This is a genomic window from Psychrobacillus sp. FSL K6-1415, assembly GCF_038003185.1.
Lineage (GTDB): Bacteria > Bacillota > Bacilli > Bacillales_A > Planococcaceae > Psychrobacillus > Psychrobacillus psychrodurans.
The window spans coordinates 1,654,613-1,672,122 of sequence record NZ_JBBOOQ010000001.1; the positions used below are offsets into that span (position 1 = coordinate 1,654,613).

Sequence of the window (17,510 nt, forward strand, 5' to 3'; positions counted from 1 at the left end):
ATAGAGCGTTGATCCATAAAGGGATTGACGCTCTTTTTATAGAACCATTTGATCAGGGACAGGTTAGTTCTATAGTTAGGAAAGGGGATAATAATGGTATGAGAAAGTATTAAGCATGGACTATAGATTGGATAGAAAAATGAAAAGAGTAAACAATGCAGTAATTGTAAGAATATGCTACGTATTTTTCACATAATACCTATAAACTGTTTTATAATTGAATATGACACTATATACAATTAATTGGAAAGGAGATACACAAATGGAGCAGCTGATTTCACAAATTCATAAGTTTGCGACTAAAGAAAAGCAGGAATATGTACATAAGGCAAAAACGCTACATAAAGAGTTTTTGGCTAAGTTTCCGCTGGAGCGTTTGCAGGAGATGGAGCTTGAACAATATGCCCTTGGGGTGCATCCACAAGGTTCTTTTAGCTGGTGGTTAGAGTATAATACTATTCCACTAGGCAGTATTAAGGGTGGTTCGGCAAATAAGCATATCATTTATTATAAGAAGAAAGATGGCGAGTGGTTTTATCCCGAGAATTTTGAAAATGAGCAAGTTGCTTGGCTACAGTTAAGAGCAGACATTCTGAAAACGATAGAAGAGATGGGAAAAGAAAACTATACGCCAATAGATGAGGGAAATTTACTAAATCGTGGTTCTATGCTAAGAGGGAAAATCTCTTATTTGTATCATGCAGATAAATTAATGCCGATTTATCAGGAGTTTCATCTTAAGAGGTTTTTAAAAGAATTGGGTGTGGATGAGGAACTGTTAAAATCGAGAGATACGTTGTTATTAAATCGGCTGTTACGTAATGAAATATATAAATATGAGTCATTGCAACAATATGATGAAGTACTACTCTCAAATTTTCTTTATACCCATTTTATGCAGCAAGAAGTTGTTTATAAAATTGCACCTGGTGATAACGCCAGTAACTTCCAAAACTGTGTGACCAATAGCTTCATTTCACTGGGGTGGGGAAACTTAGGAGACCTAACACAATACAATGATTTTAATGAATTAAAGAATGCTTTCACAAGTAAAGGCTATTACAATCAAAATAAATCAGCCATCACAAGAAAAGCAAACGAGGTATGGAACTTCTACAATTTACAGCAAGGTGACCAAGTGATTGCCAACAATGGGACATCCCAAATTGTCGGCATTGGGACTGTAAATGAAGAGGGCTATAAATATCATCCAGATTTTGAAAAATATCCCCATACAGTGGGTGTAACATGGGAAACGGTATATAAACAAGGACTACCTATTCCACCTCAAAATGCTTGGAAAACGGTAACTGTCGCAAAAGTGCCGAAAAAGCAAATGGATGAATGGCTACAAGGCAAGGGTACAGATGTTGTTGTGACTGAGCCATTTAAAGGAGATTCAACGTTTTATGAGAAGATTGATAGTGTACTTTCACGTAAAGGACAAATTATTTTATATGGACCACCTGGTACAGGTAAAACTTACTCCGTTATGCAGTTTTTAAAATGGAAGCAACAAGCAGGTGAAACACATCATTATGAAATGTGTACATTCCATCCATCCTTTCAATATGAAGATTTTATTGAAGGATTTAAACCTGTGGCAGGAGAAAATGGTACTGTTTCATTTACTTTGCAGGATGGTGTTTTTAAACAATTCATTAATCAAGCAAAAAATGAACCGCAAAAAATGTTCTATTTTATAATTGATGAACTAAACCGAGGTAATGTGCCTAAAATTTTTGGTGAGTTAATAACTCTATTAGAAAAGGATAAGCGTGGCGTACAGATAACATTACCGCAAAGTAAGTTGCCATTTATAGTTCCAACAAATGTTGCAATCATAGCGACAATGAATACATCCGATCGCAGTATTAAAATGATGGATGCAGCCATTAAACGACGATTTGCCTTTATAGAATGCATGCCAAACTATGAGGTTTTAGAACGTCCAATTGATAAATTAAGTATGTCTCCTGCAGTTATTTTAAAGGCATTAAATAATAAGCTTCTTCATCTTCAAGGTCGTGACTTACGAATTGGTCATGCCTATTTGATGGAGCAAGGTGAAGTAGTCACTTCTGTTGCAGAGCTAAAGGATATTTTCCAATATGATATTATTCCTCTTCTGCAAGAATATTGCTTTGATAACTACAGCGACCTTGCTGAAATATTAGGGGATAGCTTTGTAGACATAGAGGCGCAAGAAGTGGATCATACGTTATTTAATGACAATGATGAAGCATTTATCGCAGCGCTTGAAAGCCACTTTCAGGTGATTGAAAATGAAGGATGAAATTATTTTACAGGAATACAATGAGCACTTTATTTCTGGATATCACTTAACAACACAGGAGCGAAATTATTTAAAAGAATATGCCTACATTCATACCAATAAGCCGTGGGAACAGCGATTTTTCGTCGATGAATTGCGCGAAGGCCTACGAGTTCGGACGACAAGCTATGTCGGTATCATTGAGTTAGAACGACTGCGCATTATAATTCAACCGAAGTTTGACCCGACGTTTGCTCAAGTGATTGATATGATGCTGTATGCCCAAGGTAATGCAAAATGGTGGGAGCAGCAAACAGTGGGGAGTGCAGGACATAATAATCTTTTTATCTTATTAGTTACACGATTTATTGAAGAAACGGAATTACTGTTACGTAAGGGACTGAAAAAGGATTATATCGAGGAAGATGATAATTTACGACATGTACGTGGGCGTATTTCAATTAAAGAAAACGCCTTGAAAAATTATAACTTACCGACAAAAATCTACTGTTCCTACGATGAACTAGTAAATAATATCAAAGAAAATCAAGTAATACTAAGAGTGCTTGAGCTGTTAACGGTAACCGTATTAACGGAGAAGTTAAAGCGTCAAGTACACAAGCTTCGAACACAATTTGAAATACTGACGAACACTTATCAAGGAAATAAATGGCCGCATATTATTTATAATCGTTTAAATGATAGCTATAAAATGAGCCATGTATTCGGCAAAATGCTCTTTGAAAATCTGTTTTTACAGAATTATATGAAACGTCAAAAGAATTATTTTGCATTACTCGTGAATATGAATGAAATATTTGAACAATTTGTAGGAGAGCTCTTGAAGCAATATTTACAAAAGGGGACTTTTAAAGTAATGGCAGGTAAGCGAATTACTGATGCGATGTTGCTAGATGGGGAACGGTATCGTGACATTATCCCTGATCTTGTCGTACAAGACTATACTCGAAATGTGGTTACTGTCCTAGATACAAAATATAAGGGATATGACTTAAAGCGAGTGTCAACAGAAGATGTATTTCAGCTATCCTTTTATGCGCAGTACTACCAAAATGGAGAAAATTACGCTGCAACGATTGTCTATCCCGTCTTTAAAGGTACAGTCAGTGAATCAAGGCGTATTATTGAAACTAATAAGAGGGCGAAAAATAGTGGGTTAATCTATTTACAAAGTATTCACATCATGCAAACGCTTGAGTGGATTAGAGAAATGGACAAGAAATCTTTACACTCTTTAGCTTTACGACTAATCGGCTATTAATGAAAATATTTAATTCCAAATATTGTTATAGAAGAGGGAGAGAATATATTACAGATGCTCTCATTTTCTAATAATATTTTTAGGTCGTTCGTTAGTTATTATGTATTTTTGTGGAATGCTTGAATTCGAAGAAATTATAGTTGGGATTATGAATCGAGAGTTTAGAATACATCATGAAGATTATCCTTTTACACTTTTTGTACTTACAGGTATTTGTATTCTTTTTTGCGAAAATTTATTAGGATTAAATTATACAACATTGAAGTAAGTGTTTTACAATAGATTATTTAAATCTAAGGAGTGTTTTTATTTGGTTAAACTTGAAAAAAATTCCAAAGTAATTCTTTAGACTTCGATTATGTGATTCTACAAAAATTATAGAACAACTTTATGAAACCTATGATGAGCTTAGTGATAACATTAAAGCAGAAATCCCTTTGAAAAAAGTATGGATGTTAAATAGTGAAAATTAATATTACAATATGAAATACTAATTCAGAAATGTAATTTGTATATGAGATAACCTATATCTATTTTAATGTGCTATTAATTTTAATTAGTTGTTGATTTTGATGGATTTGTTCATTTGATTCCGCACGGAGAAATAAATGAGACTTATGCAGTGAGATACGAGACCTTTATTGCTGGAAATGGTTATGTTGGAGAAGCTTGGGAAGGTAGAAGTTTAGAGGATTTATACGAATCGTTACTTCAAGATTGGTATACTCATTTAACGAAAGACGAAAGTGTTTACATTGATTATAGTAATGGTACAAATGCTGATAAATCTATTGAAGATATTTTAGAAATACTAAAATAACTTATTAAGTCACATCAAATCGGGTGTGGCTTTTTATTATGAAACTTTTTCCATATATATTCGTATCCAACGTAAGGGGGATTATGTATGTTGAAAAAAGTAACCAAATTCTATAATCAAATTGTTAAATACACACTTGCCATTTTTTTAGTAATATTTTTCATTTTTACAATCGTAACAATTTTATATCAGGGTATGAAAGGTAAGTTTGATTCATTAAGTTTTATTTCAATTGTTGCTATTGCTTTATCATTTCCTGGAATTGTTCATACTTTAGCGGAGGAAGTAAATCCAATGAAGAAGACATATAAGCTTTCCTGTAAATGTCCGAGTAAACACTTAATTCAAATGGGTATGAAAGAAGAGTAAAATTAAACCCATCTCACACAAAGTGCTTTTTATTTTGCATAGAATGGGTGCTTTTATAATGTCGAAAAATGTTAGTGACAATCATTTCCAATAACATTATGATTAGTGTGAATGGAGGTGTTGAAATTGGTACGAAAAATTACTGCAATAACACAATTTATTCTAGAATTATCCGACTTATTAGATAAAAAAGTTAAATTCACAGTAGACGAAGTTAATAATCATATTGAGAATAAAGACGTTATTGATTGGCTTGAAAGAGAATTGCCTTTAGGTTCTGAAAATGGTTTAGACTTTAGTTTATTTAAAAAAAACCATAGAGAATGGATTCATGAAGAGTTAAATTCTTATTGGGGTGGATACGCAGGTGATGAACGTAGAAAATGGGGAATCGAAAATAATGGACTATGTTTATTAATTAGCTGGTCTACTGAAATCGTTAGAGACCTATATGGTCGAGACGGAGAATCGAGCGTAAATAAAGATGAATGGTTGTAAATCAAAAGCATCTCATTTGAGGTGCTTTTTATTATACATAAAAGGTGGTGGTCAATTTATCGTGATATTATTCAGCAACTTACAAAGTTGGTCTTGAACCTACGTCAATGAGGTCGTCCGAACATTTAAACCAAAACGACATATTGTTACATTTTTTAAGCCGAAGAAAGTAGAGTTAAAATTGATGGAGAATGTAATATTGGAAGGAAATAAAGTTTATAAATATTAAATGTTAGTAAGTGGAGTGTCTACTCATAAACTAGAAGAGTATTATTTATAACCATGATGTCATAAATCCTTTCTGACTATCATATACAAGTTAAAAGGGAATAAAAAATAAATATTGATTCAGATAGCCCAAAATATGTTTCTACAGTGTTCAAAACGAAATTTATAGTGTCTGTTATTGCCTTGTATATAGAATTCTCCAATATATAAGTACAAATAATTATGGTTTGAACACGAACAAATCTGTTTAGAAGGGATAAATTTTGAAAATGAATGAAAATGAACCAAAAAAAGATATACTTAAACCCAAATGGAACGGGGGCGTGGCCAGGGATAATCCAGTATGGATAAGCTTGGCGGCAGATAGAGCAAGAGCTAGATTAGCTGAGAGAAAAAGGAAATTACAAATGAGATCCTCATATGTTTTTATTGCAAATGTTCATTTTACAATGACCGATGAAACGTATTATGTATCCAGTACTGAGTCTCTGTATTCATCATTGTACAAAACTGATTCTCTTGAGAAAACTATTGTCTTACTAATTGCTGACGGTTGGCAACATTCTGGAAAAGTATCGCGATACGATTATGTCCAAGTGGATATGTTAGAGAAGAATTCCGACCTAATTGCTATCTGGGAAGAAAATAATGATGGTTAAACATAAATTATTCAAGTAATTATAGTACTGCATCTATTGCGTAACATTAAATTGATAGAGAAGAGATAGAGATAGAGATAGAGAAAGAGAAAGAGATAGAGATAGAGATAGAGATAGAGATAGAGATAGAGATAGAGATAGAGATAGAGATAGAGATAGAGATAGAGATAGAGATAGAGATAGTTATAATTATATCTCCTTCAAAATAAAATTAATAAATCTTAAAATCAATATGAATGTATTGGCTGTTTTGACAGCAAAAACTCTGAAAGTTAAACATAATAATAGAGCCCCTTATATTATAAGAATAGTTCATATGCTGGAGGGTAATAAAATAGTTATTAATTATTACTTTAGATGAATAGAAGGATTTAGAAATGGAAGAAAGGTGTTAACTAGAAAACTACTAATGTGAGAGGTAAATATTAACCTCTCACATTAGTAGTTTTATTTATGTTTAATTTATATTGTACAATTATTTTATAAGCTAAACACGAAACAAATCAGGATAGAAATAGAGATTGATTAATTACACCAGCTGATAGATCAGTTCTTTTTTTATAGTGGCATGGAAAGATTCGATGCAGGCATTGTCATAAGGATCTCCCTTGCGGCTCATGCTGATTTGGAAGTGGTTCTTTTCCAGACAAACAGTACTGAGAGCCACGGTCGGAATGATGGATCAACTCTCCAAAGGGATTTCGCAAAAGTAGCGCTTTCTGCAGTGCGCCAAGCGGCAGTTCTGTCTTCATGGTGCACTCTAGGCTCCACCCCACAATCTTTCGGGAAAAGAGATCCATCACGCTCGCTAGATACAGCCAGCCCTCTAGCGTCCAAATGTAAGTGATGTCCGCAACTCAAACCGTATTCGGCGTATCTACAGCGAACCGGCGCTCAAGGAGGTTCGGATAGACGAACTGCTCATGATTCGAATCCGTTGTCACCACGACCTTCTTGTCTTGCAACGCACAAAGCCCCATCTCTTGCATGAGTCGGCCAACAGTCCGTTCGCATGCAGAATAACCCCACTCCTCCAGATCTTTCTGGAGGAGTGGACTTCCATAGGTTCCGTGACTTTCATGATACGACTGGAAGATCTTTTGCTTCAGCTCATCCTGGCGTGCCTGCCGTTCAGTCCGTTTCCCTTTCACCTGGAAATCACGCCATTTGTAGAAGCTGCTTTTGGAAACACCGAGTACGCTGCACATCTTCACTACGCTGTATTCGTCCAGATGGTCCTGAATGAACGAATACACTACGTTCGGCCTTTTATGAAGACATGCATGGCCTTTTTTAGAATCTCCAGCTCCTCATCCCGTTCCTTCAGCTGATGTTCAGCTTCGCGCAATTTATTCTCCATTTCGGAGAATGTCATCAATTGTTCCCCGTCAGGGTTGGCCATCCTTCCTGTTTTTCCCGGTAATCTTTCGCCCATCGGCGCACCGTTGTGGAACTAACGCCGACCTAAGAAAGGTCCGTTGCTTTCCGACCTTCCTCGATGTGGAGTTTGGCGACATACTCCTTGTATTCGGGTGATTTACGTTTGACCATGTTCGACACGTCCTTTTCTTAAGTAGTTTCAGTATGTCCAAAACTTTCTGGTCGTGTCCACTTTTTAGTCTAATCCCACTAAAGGAACAAATTAGTTTAATAAGTAATTTTTATTTTGAATAGAGGATTTTCTGCTACATCACAGGAAAAGTGTAGGTTGATTTCACTGTTAGGGATAAGAAAGACCATCACCATGACTTTGTTATAAGCATTCTTAATTTGGGTTTGGAATAGCAAAACTTAAAATAACTGATTAGAACAATGGGGCTTCCTTTTTGGACCTAAACAAAGGATTAAGTTAAACCGATATTATTTATATCAACAAGTAATTACAATCAGGAAGTGTTTTAAAATGATATACAAAAGAAAAGAGATATTAGTTCAAAGCAACTTCTGAACTACCGATTCTTAGCCAAGGTGTAAGAAAATACAGAGTAAAATCTAGTGATTAAGAGGAGTAAATTTATGAGTTTAAAACAAGCTTTATTTGGATTTGCAAGGAATATGGATAAGCAAAGAAAAAAATCTTATCAAAAAGAAAAAATGATAGAAGAGTTTAAATATCAAGCAATCTCTTACTCAGATAAGTACTTTGATTTGATGGATCAGGGCAATGATTTCGAATTCAAAATGATTTATAGTACTTTTAACGATTTGGAAGAAGAGGTTGATGCTTACAAATTAGTTGCAGAAAATTGGGATGATATTAATGAAAAAATGAAAAGGTTATCTACCCCAACTGAATTACCTTCAGATGTATATAAGCTATTTGTAGAATCCCATGAAATGTTAATTGAAGAAACCAATATTAAAAGTCAAATAAATTTACTACATATGAACAAGTTAATTGCGGAAGAAAATGATGACTATGAACTCAGAAAGGAATACGAATCAAAGATTAAAATACTTGAAGAGCTTATTCCTGAAATGGAACAAGCATATAGAAACGCGTTCGATGCTTTGTTGGATATCGTAAATAATCTTTAATAAAAAGTTATTCATTAACAAGAAATATTTCCTACTGTAACCACTTGTCTATCTAGTCTGGGATTAATATCCACACCGAATCTTTACAATAAAATTATTTAAAGGAGTCGTTGATTTTAACTACTCCTTTGTATATTTTTTAGTATTATCAAAAATACTTATGCAGCTAACTTTGCTTTTTTTTATGGAGGATGAAGACATTTTATAACACCTGAAACCCTTGAAATATAAGGGTTTCGGGTGTTTTATATTTGTCAGTGAAGTTATAAAAAGAAGGATTAACGCAAAAACGACTGAAAACCGAGCAAAGAACAAGCAATAAATATAGAAAAGTTGTTTTTTGAGGAGTGGAACCTAAAAAAGAGTTTGGAGAGAACGGATGGAATAAGTAGGAGCTTTGTAAGTAAACTTGATTATGTGGTAGCTACTCATCCAGATGCAGATCATATTAGAGGATTAATTGATATAGTCAATAGCTTTACTATAGGACAATTTATCAAAAGTGGTAAAGTGCATACAACACAAACTTATGAAGAATTACTATCAATTGTACTAGCTAAACATTGAATCTAAAATGATGGCTAAATATGATGTCAAAGCTACAGTGTTAAAAGCAGGTCATCATGGATCTAACAAAAGTAGCTCCGCTAGGTTTATTAATGCAGTTAAACCAACTGCAACGATTTTATCCTATGGTAAAGATAATTCTTATGGACATCCCCATGCGGAAGTAGTAGCTAATCTAAAACTTGTGTCATCTAAAATTTATGCAACTGCTACATCTGGCAATATCATTGTTACAACAAACGGAACAACGTATTCTGTTTCAGCTAAACCATTTACAGGTAACGGCACAGGAGTGGTAACACTTAAACCAATTCCAGACTCTGTAAAAAAACCTGTAGTAGAATCTGGGCTAGAAGTTATTCCTGGTGCTCCAAAATCATTTAAAAATTGCACAGCTATGCGTGAATATTATCCTGATGGCGTTAAAACTGGGCATGTGATAGATGATGAAAAAAGTATATACACTTGAACATTTTGATGACTTTTTTGGGGTGTTTTAACTTCGTGGAAAAGAATCGGTGAGAATGTTGATTCTTATAGTTATGATTGACGTTTCTTTAAAGGAAGGGGATATCGTCGAAATTCAGAAAAATGCTGAGAAATACGATATTACTCTACTCGAAAAAACTACAAATGAAGCGAAGGTAAGGGTCAATGATTTACTTGATAAGTTGAGAAATAAACAATAATTAAAGCTACCTTCTCTTAATTGAGTTGGTCGCTTTATTAATTTATATAGACAATCTGAGGTAACCGCAACTGCATGATGTTACCCAGAGACGTGGCGATGTTAAGACGATGCATATAGCACTATAATCCCCACAACTTGGAAGGAACATGAGTGAGTGTCTAATTTTTTTAATCTAGTAGTTATAATTTTTATATACTTCAAAAAAATATATATGGTATCATTTACTTATTCTGTATATTAGGTATTTTGACTAAATAATATATATGGGACTTTTCATCAACTATACAATAGGTTGATCTAAATTAATCTTGGTAAAGAAACTATGTAATAATTAAAGGTGAATGAAAGTTCAGGAAATTCCGACTTATATTTATTGAAAGAATGGAGTCTTTGAACAATCTTTTGGAAGGAGATATGAAAGAAATCCAGAAAAAAGAAAAGAAATTGAAAATCATGGTTTCAGGTGTGTTGCCTGTGGATTTAATTATAGAGAACATAGGAAAGATTCCCTTTAGTCCATCATGTTAAATTACCTTTTAGGAAGAAATACTCATAGATCCTAAGCGAAAGCTTGTTCCTGTTTGTTCTAATTGCCATAGAACGATACATAGAAGAAAAGATAATGTCTTGACATTTGATGAATTAAAGGAATTACTAATGAACGTATCATTGGAGGTGGATTAAATTATGAGTACAATAAAATGTTTAAATTGCTTTGAGCTAACAGATACCTTTAATTTTTTATATATGAATCCTCTGGAGAGTATTATTGAATATGATGATGTGCTTAATCAATATGTTAATATTAATGATGAAGAAACATACTATAAACATAACGGAAAACTACTATGTTCTTTGTGCAAAGAACATATTAATATTGAAGATTATTATATATCAAGTGATAAAGAAGAACATCTGGCTAAGGCGGTAAGTGAATTACTTGGTGTCGAAATTTCTAAGTATATAAACTATTGTAAAAATTGCGAAATTTCCCGAGAGCTAGAAGAAGTTAATAGAATTAGTATTATAGAAAAAGGTCAAAAATTGTACTCCCAAGGCATAGAAATAGAGACCTTTTTACTCAAATACTCTGTTCCAGAGAAGTATATTCCTTTTGTAATACCTTTTCTTGAATGTCAATGCTGTGGTTATGGATACAATAGGATGGAAAAGAAATATGAAAAAGGATGTTTTGATGATTCTTTTTTTGTTTTTAATCAAGATGAAATTAGTGATTTCTTAGAAATTGATATGGCTGAATGGGAAACATTTTCGGAAAAATATTTTATTTATATCAAAGAGATGGAGTTAACAAATTTCCTCTCAAGTTTAAAGAAAAGTCCTATGTTAGCTTTTAAACATAGTGTCGGTCAAAAAATATATGAGTTATTTTCAGAAATGTACACTGCAGGGGATTTTATTTCTTTGAGTAACAAAAAACTCTATAGGGGTCGTATTAGGGGTATTGGTAGTGAAATTTATCAACCACAAGAAATGTGGAGTCCCCCTTTTGGTTTTTCCACTCATGGGAGATATAACTTAATTGGTACATCAGTTTTATATTTAACTGATGAAAAAAAATACATTCCTCATGAACTTAATTATACTAATGCTCAAGAATTAGATATTGCAACTATAGAAGTAAATGAACCTTTAAAAATCCTTGATTTAAGTAAGTTTATAGGTGATTTTGGAAAATTCCTTTCGCAATCATCAAACAACACCCAAATATTAAAGATGGAATATCTTTTAACCAATTATATTTCGGAATGTTGTAAGGAAATTGGATTTAATGGGATTAAATATAAGGGTATTAAAGAAGGTAACTATAATAATTATGCTGTTTTTAAATACGAAAAAAACAAGCAACTAAAAATATCAAATGTAATAAGCTTTAAAGTTAACATAGAATATGTTATTCAAAATTAATTTTTATAAATTCTATCTGTTTTTAATTATTAGGAAACCCTTTTCTTGAAAATGATATTAGTGGAATTTACATTTACTTTAGTCTGCTTGATCACACTTAAATTTCAATATAGTACTCATGAAGTAGAGCAATTGAAGTAATAATTTTGATTAATGAATCACTTCGTTAAAAAGTAGCCCTTTTACCTGCTACTATTTTTAGTTATAGGAATGTCGGAGTATCAAGCTTTATCGTCAATGAAATGCCTCACATCAACCGAGTGCTGTATGACATTACGAATAAGCCTCCAGCAACTATTGAGTGGGAATGGACAGTCGAAATGGACAGTCGAAATGGATATGATGAAAAGCTCTTAGATATTGATACATCAACGTTTCTGGAGACTTAATGGATGATTGAATTTATCCACCAGCAACAGGAAGTTTTAGAGGCAGTTCAAGATTTTTCAACATATTTGAGAACCCAGATACAACAAGATAAATAATCTATTCAGCATATAAGAATATAGGTGTATTAAAGCTTAGGTCTTCTTCGGAAACTAGAATAAAAAATGAAATATAATTCTTTTAACAATTGTATTTAGAATGAAATCTATTATTAGAAAAAGGAGAATTAATATGGGGAAAGACAGAAACGATTATTACTTTGATAATAGAGTGTTAAAATTAATACCCTTAGATTTACAACAAAAATTCTCGAGAGAAGAATGGCTAAATGCAAATCAAGATAAGAGTGTATGGGAAGAGGTAACTATTCCGGATGTTTCTTTCATAGATTTTGTTGGATTTGGTGCAAATGGTATAGTTTTGAAAGCTAAAGAAAATATAACTGATAGAATATGTGCCGTGAAAATATGGTTACCAAATATAAAGTCTATTCATTACAGTGTATATTTTGATAAATATCAAGAAGAAATAAAAAAAATATCTCATCTAAATAACCCATCTATTGTAACAATTTATAAAGCTGGTATAACTGAAAAAGGTTATTGTTATTCATTTATGGAATGGGTAGAGGGTATAACTTTAAAAAAGTTTTTAGAAAGAGAAAAATACATATCAGACGAGGTAAGGTATAAAATTTTAAATGATATTTTATTAACTATTAATGAGTGTCATAGAAACATTGTTTTCCATGGTGATTTACATTCGGAAAATATATTAATAGAAGAAAATTTTAAAGTGAAAATTTTAGATTTTGGAACAAGTCTGTTAAATAGATCATCTGCAGAATATAACAAGCAACGAGAATCAGCTTTATTATTAGAAACGGTTTTAAAATTACTTCATGTAGAAAATACATATGGTTTATTAAATTTTAAGTTTTATAGTTCGCTAAATCCTAAGAGAGCGGCAATAAAAAATATTGATGACGTAAGAAATATTGAACCTATTATAGTTAGTAATACGTTAAAAAATCTTTGTGAAATGTATTATTTAGTAGAGAAGAATTATTTAAACGATGAAGTATTTAATGATATGTTAGATTTTTTATTAGCTTCTACTCATATAGATATTCAATCTTTTATGAAATATATAGATATCAGAGGTAATGGTTCAGATTCGAAGTTATTAATGTTGATTTTAAAAAATAGATTAAATTACTATTTATTTGAACCAGATATACAAGATTTTTATTCAAGGACATTTGAATTAGCTTTATGCTATTATGAACTTTTGAAAAAAAATAAAAAGTTATCTAGATTTCAATTTAATAATCAATTTAATAATTTTAATATAGATAATTTTCAATTTGAACAGATTCTTGACTTAGCTTCATTAGAAGACGCTTTACAATTCATAATCTCAGCTAAAAGAGGATTAACAGAAAGTGAATATTTGTTTTTTTTAGATAAGTTATTTTTAGTATTAGGAGGTAAATTTAAAGAAGAATATGAACCGAGTAATAATCTAAAGCAAGATTTTGATTTGTTATTTAAATTTAATGAATTAAAATTGAAAAGGAATTATTCTATTGGTGAGATATTGAATTGGAATTATCGCTAATTAAATAACTTTATTGTTTACTTACACATACGAAAGCTATATTAAAATGATTTATTTAAAACAATTATTCGGTAGATGGTATTGACAAAAATTAAGCTACTTTATTATCTCTGAACAGATGTGAAGCTAAGGAAAATGGCCGGTATTAATCGATTGCACACTTAAGAGAACGTATTTTAAATCTTAATGGGGTATGATGAAAAAAACTAGAATTTATTTATTTTAGTAAAAGAAACTTAATTAAAAATGGTGAAGGGAGAAGGATGTCGCTAGTGATTAGAAATTATAGAATTATTGAAAGACATCAATAAAATTACGGTCAATGGGCAACTATTTATAGTAATTATTGATTCATTTTTTCTTAAAGGAATCAATTATCACATAGCACACCTTTGGTGAATAGAGAAGGAGTCATGGAGATTGGTGATATTTGCTATAATGCCATTAATATAGAGGAAATAATAATAGTTGAAAACCACCAACTCGATTAGGAGAAGGTGGTATTTTTTAATTATCGGAGTAACCTATTTAGTTCATTAATCTTGATCATAAACATTTTTCCAAAGTTCTGCATCTTCTCTTCTTCTCTCAAAGTAATCATTGGGTAATTCATTAATGGTATTTTCTTTATTATATAGTCTAATACTTTCAATATTTCTTAATATCATATTATCAACTTGATAGTCATTTAGTTCGTTGAAAACATAGTCAGAGACCCTTTGGTAATCTACAATTCTATCCGTAAGTCCATCTACATAAGACATATGAAGATCAGTAAAGAAACTAGAATACATTACATCAATATCTTCTAATAATCTGAAAAACCCATATGATTCATGGTTTTTTTTACTGAATTTATTTTCAGCATAATTCAGATACGCCATTTCCTTAAATCTTTTATCTATTTTCCGTATCATTTCTTTTTCTTTTAACTCTTTTTCTTCACCACGAGGATAACGAAAATCCAACTTCATTCCCGATTCTTCATATTTTTTCAAAACAGCTTCCCAATAGCTTTTCTTCGAACAATCTAGCTCAATTAAATCTTCTATTGAAAAAGGGACTTTTTTTCAAGACATTCTAAAATTCTCGATTTCAATTCATCAAGTACATCAATAAATTCAAAAAAATACTGTTGGTCTCCCGTAATTTTTCTATCCATTATATAAACCCCTTTTATTAGAAATGAGATTATAACATAGAAATAGATGAGGCAAAGCCTATGAAAATATTGGATGTAGATTTATTTCAAGAAGGGCTGCAGCGCAACATTACTATGCTAGACAGGCTAGGCAGTGAAATGGAAGCAATCCACCAAGCGGTGGAGGGTCTAGTTCAGATGGAGGACGAGTTAAAGGGAGCGGGAGGTAATGCCATTCGTTCCTTTTACCAGGAATGTCATTTACCGTTTCTTCATTTTTTTCAGTTGTTTTCTGAACAGTTTAAACAAGTGCTTAACCAGATGGAGGCTGCACTTCATTCACTCGAACCTGATCCCTCCGGTTACATACTCGAAACTTTCCTTGAAGGGGAGCTTGAACAGGGACTTACGCTTATTGGCGAACTTACCTCTAGCTTGACAGATGAGGCAAACAGTATCATGGACCAAGTAAGTGATATTGTCGGACTGCCCCACTTAGATGATAGCGGAGTGCAGGAGGGAGTCATTAGTTCTAAAAGAAAACGGGATGATACTGTAACGCAACTTCATGAATTTGATGCTACCCAGACGTACGCACTGAATCCCATTGAACATGGTTTGCAGACGATGGACAAGTGGCTGACGGATATGGAAGGACTATTCCAAGCAGGGGTCAAGGATATAAACTTTTTGCCTAGCCAGTGGGATGTCCTTACCTTTAGAAGTGATATTAGAACAGAACTGTTCCCAAAAGTATTCTTAAATCCAAATGACTTATGGGTAAAGGAACAGGAACAGCTAATAGGTACGATGATTACTGCAGCGACTTTTCAAACGTTGGAAGGAAAGAAACTGAAGACTATTGAAGAAAACGTAGCGGAAAATATAAAATATCATGCGTATGATAATGGTTTACTCATTAAAGAGTATGTGGTAAACGAAACTGTTTTCTATGAAGTTGTTTCCAAAGTTGAATATAAAGAAGAGGCCGTTTTAGTCGACAAACCGAAAGAAAACAAATTACTAGATTCTTTTCAGTTTGGTTTAGATATAGCAGGGCTTATACCTGTTGTTGGTGAAATAGCAGATGGCGTAAATGGTGTTATCTATGCGGCCAGAGGAGATGCATTAAATGCGGGACTTTCTTTTTCTGCAATGATTCCGGTTTTTGGCATTGCTAGTACCGGTGGGAAACTTGCTGTAAAAGGAAGTAAGGCGATAGAGGATGCTCAGAATGCGAGCGAAGTGGCAGATAATGTTATAGATGGAGCTAAGGGTACGGAGAAGCTTAATGACCCATACAATGGTGTAAAACAAGCATCTGAGTATTTACAATCACAAGGTGTGCCACGTCAATTTAGAAAAACTACATTAGAATCATTTGATATTGGTACAATTAAGCTTGAAGTAGCTGGTTCAAATACTTACGGGTTAAGATTTTATGATGATATTAATGCTACTGCAAAAGGGAGATACTTGTTTGAAACATTTTCACCACAAGTTAACAGAAGTAATCTAGCACTTCCACCAGAATGGAACAGAATGACAGGTATTCAACAATGGCAAGTTAAACCAGATACAATTATTATTAAAGGAAAAGCAGGACCACAGTATCAAATGGGTGATCAATAAATTGGAGGAGTAGAGCAATGGTATATAACGAATCTAGACGACTTAATAAAACCTTAAAATTTAAAAAAGAAGCTGAAAATGTCAAAATTAAACTAGAATCTGAAATTAATGCCCATAAATTAGGAAGAGGAAGCGACGGGACGATTAACCAGCTGGAAAATATCTATAAGGAGATAGAACTAATGATTGAATCGCTAAATTATATTCCTTCTTATCCAAGAGTTATTGTCGACACATGGGATTATAGCAGCGAACTTGGAAAACAACTATTAGATATATATGAGATATATAAGACGCTAGGTTAACTTTCTCTTAAATCTATTTGCTGTAAGAAAATAAACTAAGGGAAACTCAGGTTGTAGGAGTACAAAGCTAGCTTTCGATTTTATCAAAACGGGGAACTTTCATTCTAAGTAACGGAAGAGGTATTAATCCATAGAATCACCGCCTAAGTTGGGATACACTTTTCTATTATATAATAAAGTAAATTATATTCTGGAGGTATTTAATCATGAGTTTACCTGAAAGTTTTCGTATTCAATATGAAATAGTAAATTATTGGGTACTGGATAAAGGGTTAGTTAAAATCTATATAGCTGAAACAGATAATAAAAGATACATGACTTTCAGTACTAATCATGGAATTGAAGAAGATGATTATAAATTTTCCATTCCCTCTTATCAAGTTGCTAGGAATTTTATAGCCGATAAATACGGAGCTACAGGAATTATGAAAAAGTTTTAGGCCATATTGCGTCGTAGCAATTTTATAGCTTTGTAGGCTATCCTTCTTTTGCTTATACCTTAACTGCAACCTCGGAAATTATATACTCTGTGCATTCAATTTCCCCGGCTACTTGCTTTATTTGAAACC

At 32.7% G+C, this 17,510-nt stretch carries 19 protein-coding genes and 1 pseudogene; 16 read left to right on the top strand and 4 right to left on the bottom strand.

The window, feature by feature from the left end:
• The first annotated feature begins 262 nt into the window (after window positions 1-262).
• From MKY60_RS07675 to MKY60_RS07700, 6 genes are all read left to right on the top strand, one after another.
• Window positions 263-2,296 (top strand): AAA family ATPase, encoded by a 2,034-nt coding sequence (locus MKY60_RS07675; protein WP_340929356.1) that lies wholly within the window; start codon window positions 263-265, stop codon window positions 2,294-2,296.
• The gene (locus tag MKY60_RS07680; RefSeq protein WP_340929357.1) at window positions 2,286-3,557 is read left to right on the top strand and encodes an McrC family protein; all 1,272 of its coding nucleotides are present in this window, start codon (window positions 2,286-2,288) and stop codon (window positions 3,555-3,557) included. The genes MKY60_RS07675 and MKY60_RS07680 overlap by 11 nt, the downstream gene beginning before the upstream one ends.
• Before the next feature lie 622 nt (window positions 3,558-4,179).
• On the top strand, window positions 4,180-4,377 hold the full coding sequence (locus MKY60_RS07685; protein WP_340929359.1) for a hypothetical protein: 198 nt from the start codon (window positions 4,180-4,182) through the stop codon (window positions 4,375-4,377).
• A gap of 87 nt (window positions 4,378-4,464) precedes the next feature.
• Window positions 4,465-4,746 carry a hypothetical protein gene (locus tag MKY60_RS07690; RefSeq protein WP_340929361.1) on the top strand — a complete coding sequence of 94 codons (282 nt, stop codon included), beginning with the start codon at window positions 4,465-4,467 and terminating at the stop codon, window positions 4,744-4,746.
• A gap of 126 nt (window positions 4,747-4,872) precedes the next feature.
• Window positions 4,873-5,244 carry a hypothetical protein gene (locus MKY60_RS07695; RefSeq protein WP_340929363.1) on the top strand — a complete coding sequence of 124 codons (372 nt, stop codon included), beginning with the start codon at window positions 4,873-4,875 and terminating at the stop codon, window positions 5,242-5,244.
• A 491-nt stretch (window positions 5,245-5,735) separates the two neighbouring features.
• Window positions 5,736-6,131, top strand: coding sequence for a hypothetical protein (locus tag MKY60_RS07700; protein ID WP_340929365.1), 396 nt, complete (start codon window positions 5,736-5,738; stop codon window positions 6,129-6,131).
• A 529-nt stretch (window positions 6,132-6,660) separates the two neighbouring features.
• Here the strand turns inward: MKY60_RS07700 and MKY60_RS21180 are convergent.
• The 3 genes from MKY60_RS21180 to MKY60_RS07705 are packed head-to-tail and all read right to left on the bottom strand — an operon-like array spanning window position 6,661 to window position 7,387.
• Window positions 6,661-6,750, bottom strand: a complete 90-nt coding sequence (locus MKY60_RS21180) for a hypothetical protein (RefSeq protein ID WP_445678001.1) — start codon at window positions 6,748-6,750, stop codon at window positions 6,661-6,663.
• Window positions 6,725-6,979: a transposase gene (locus MKY60_RS21185; RefSeq protein ID WP_445678002.1), complete on the bottom strand. Its 255-nt coding sequence runs from the start codon at window positions 6,977-6,979 to the stop codon at window positions 6,725-6,727. The genes MKY60_RS21180 and MKY60_RS21185 overlap by 26 nt, the downstream gene beginning before the upstream one ends.
• Before the next feature lie 9 nt (window positions 6,980-6,988).
• Window positions 6,989-7,387, bottom strand: a complete 399-nt coding sequence (locus tag MKY60_RS07705; protein WP_340929367.1) for an IS3 family transposase — start codon at window positions 7,385-7,387, stop codon at window positions 6,989-6,991.
• Window positions 7,388-8,147: 760 nt separating this feature from the next.
• Here MKY60_RS07705 and MKY60_RS07710 point away from each other — a divergent pair.
• The 7 genes and pseudogenes from MKY60_RS07710 to MKY60_RS07740 all read left to right on the top strand — a co-directional run bounded on the left by MKY60_RS07710 (window position 8,148) and on the right by MKY60_RS07740 (window position 13,863).
• Entirely contained in the window at window positions 8,148-8,669 is a 522-nt protein-coding gene (locus MKY60_RS07710) for a hypothetical protein (protein WP_340929369.1), read from the top strand.
• 366 nt (window positions 8,670-9,035) lie between these two features.
• Window positions 9,036-9,236, top strand: coding sequence for an MBL fold metallo-hydrolase (locus MKY60_RS07715; RefSeq protein ID WP_340929371.1), 201 nt, complete (start codon window positions 9,036-9,038; stop codon window positions 9,234-9,236).
• A 7-nt stretch (window positions 9,237-9,243) separates the two neighbouring features.
• Window positions 9,244-9,705, top strand: a complete 462-nt coding sequence (locus MKY60_RS07720) for a ComEC/Rec2 family competence protein (protein WP_340929372.1) — start codon at window positions 9,244-9,246, stop codon at window positions 9,703-9,705.
• A gap of 49 nt (window positions 9,706-9,754) precedes the next feature.
• Window positions 9,755-9,925: a hypothetical protein gene (locus MKY60_RS07725; protein WP_340929374.1), complete on the top strand. Its 171-nt coding sequence runs from the start codon at window positions 9,755-9,757 to the stop codon at window positions 9,923-9,925.
• 689 nt (window positions 9,926-10,614) lie between these two features.
• The gene (locus MKY60_RS07730) at window positions 10,615-11,856 is read left to right on the top strand and encodes a hypothetical protein (protein WP_340929376.1); all 1,242 of its coding nucleotides are present in this window, start codon (window positions 10,615-10,617) and stop codon (window positions 11,854-11,856) included.
• Between the two features lie 218 nt (window positions 11,857-12,074).
• Window positions 12,075-12,164, top strand: a pseudogene (locus tag MKY60_RS07735) (GMP synthase (glutamine-hydrolyzing)); the annotation flags it as partial.
• Between the two features lie 310 nt (window positions 12,165-12,474).
• The gene (locus MKY60_RS07740) at window positions 12,475-13,863 is read left to right on the top strand and encodes a protein kinase family protein (RefSeq protein WP_340929378.1); all 1,389 of its coding nucleotides are present in this window, start codon (window positions 12,475-12,477) and stop codon (window positions 13,861-13,863) included.
• A 536-nt stretch (window positions 13,864-14,399) separates the two neighbouring features.
• Here the strand turns inward: MKY60_RS07740 and MKY60_RS07745 are convergent.
• On the bottom strand, window positions 14,400-14,861 hold the full coding sequence (locus tag MKY60_RS07745) for a hypothetical protein (protein WP_340929380.1): 462 nt from the start codon (window positions 14,859-14,861) through the stop codon (window positions 14,400-14,402).
• Window positions 14,862-15,085: 224 nt separating this feature from the next.
• Between MKY60_RS07745 and MKY60_RS07750 the strand changes: the two genes are divergently transcribed.
• From MKY60_RS07750 to MKY60_RS07760, 3 genes are all read left to right on the top strand, one after another.
• On the top strand, window positions 15,086-16,636 hold the full coding sequence (locus MKY60_RS07750) for a ribonuclease YeeF family protein (RefSeq protein ID WP_340929382.1): 1,551 nt from the start codon (window positions 15,086-15,088) through the stop codon (window positions 16,634-16,636).
• Between the two features lie 17 nt (window positions 16,637-16,653).
• On the top strand, window positions 16,654-16,941 hold the full coding sequence (locus MKY60_RS07755; RefSeq protein WP_340929384.1) for a hypothetical protein: 288 nt from the start codon (window positions 16,654-16,656) through the stop codon (window positions 16,939-16,941).
• Window positions 16,942-17,147: 206 nt separating this feature from the next.
• Window positions 17,148-17,381, top strand: a complete 234-nt coding sequence (locus tag MKY60_RS07760) for a hypothetical protein (RefSeq protein ID WP_340929386.1) — start codon at window positions 17,148-17,150, stop codon at window positions 17,379-17,381.
• The last annotated feature ends 129 nt before the right edge of the window (window positions 17,382-17,510 follow it).

Coding starts and splice junctions, on each gene's coding strand:
- MKY60_RS07730 (WP_340929376.1), top strand. CDS start 10,615: ATGAGTACAATAAAATGTTTAAATTGCTTTGAGCTAACAGATACCTTT.
- MKY60_RS07755 (WP_340929384.1), top strand. CDS start 16,654: ATGGTATATAACGAATCTAGACGACTTAATAAAACCTTAAAATTTAAA.
- MKY60_RS07720 (WP_340929372.1), top strand. CDS start 9,244: ATGATGGCTAAATATGATGTCAAAGCTACAGTGTTAAAAGCAGGTCAT.
- MKY60_RS07690 (WP_340929361.1), top strand. CDS start 4,465: ATGTTGAAAAAAGTAACCAAATTCTATAATCAAATTGTTAAATACACA.
- MKY60_RS07760 (WP_340929386.1), top strand. CDS start 17,148: ATGAGTTTACCTGAAAGTTTTCGTATTCAATATGAAATAGTAAATTAT.
- MKY60_RS07710 (WP_340929369.1), top strand. CDS start 8,148: ATGAGTTTAAAACAAGCTTTATTTGGATTTGCAAGGAATATGGATAAG.
- MKY60_RS21180 (WP_445678001.1), bottom strand. CDS start 6,750: ATGAGCCGCAAGGGAGATCCTTATGACAATGCCTGCATCGAATCTTTC.
- MKY60_RS07675 (WP_340929356.1), top strand. CDS start 263: ATGGAGCAGCTGATTTCACAAATTCATAAGTTTGCGACTAAAGAAAAG.
- MKY60_RS07750 (WP_340929382.1), top strand. CDS start 15,086: ATGAAAATATTGGATGTAGATTTATTTCAAGAAGGGCTGCAGCGCAAC.
- MKY60_RS07740 (WP_340929378.1), top strand. CDS start 12,475: ATGGGGAAAGACAGAAACGATTATTACTTTGATAATAGAGTGTTAAAA.
- MKY60_RS07680 (WP_340929357.1), top strand. CDS start 2,286: ATGAAGGATGAAATTATTTTACAGGAATACAATGAGCACTTTATTTCT.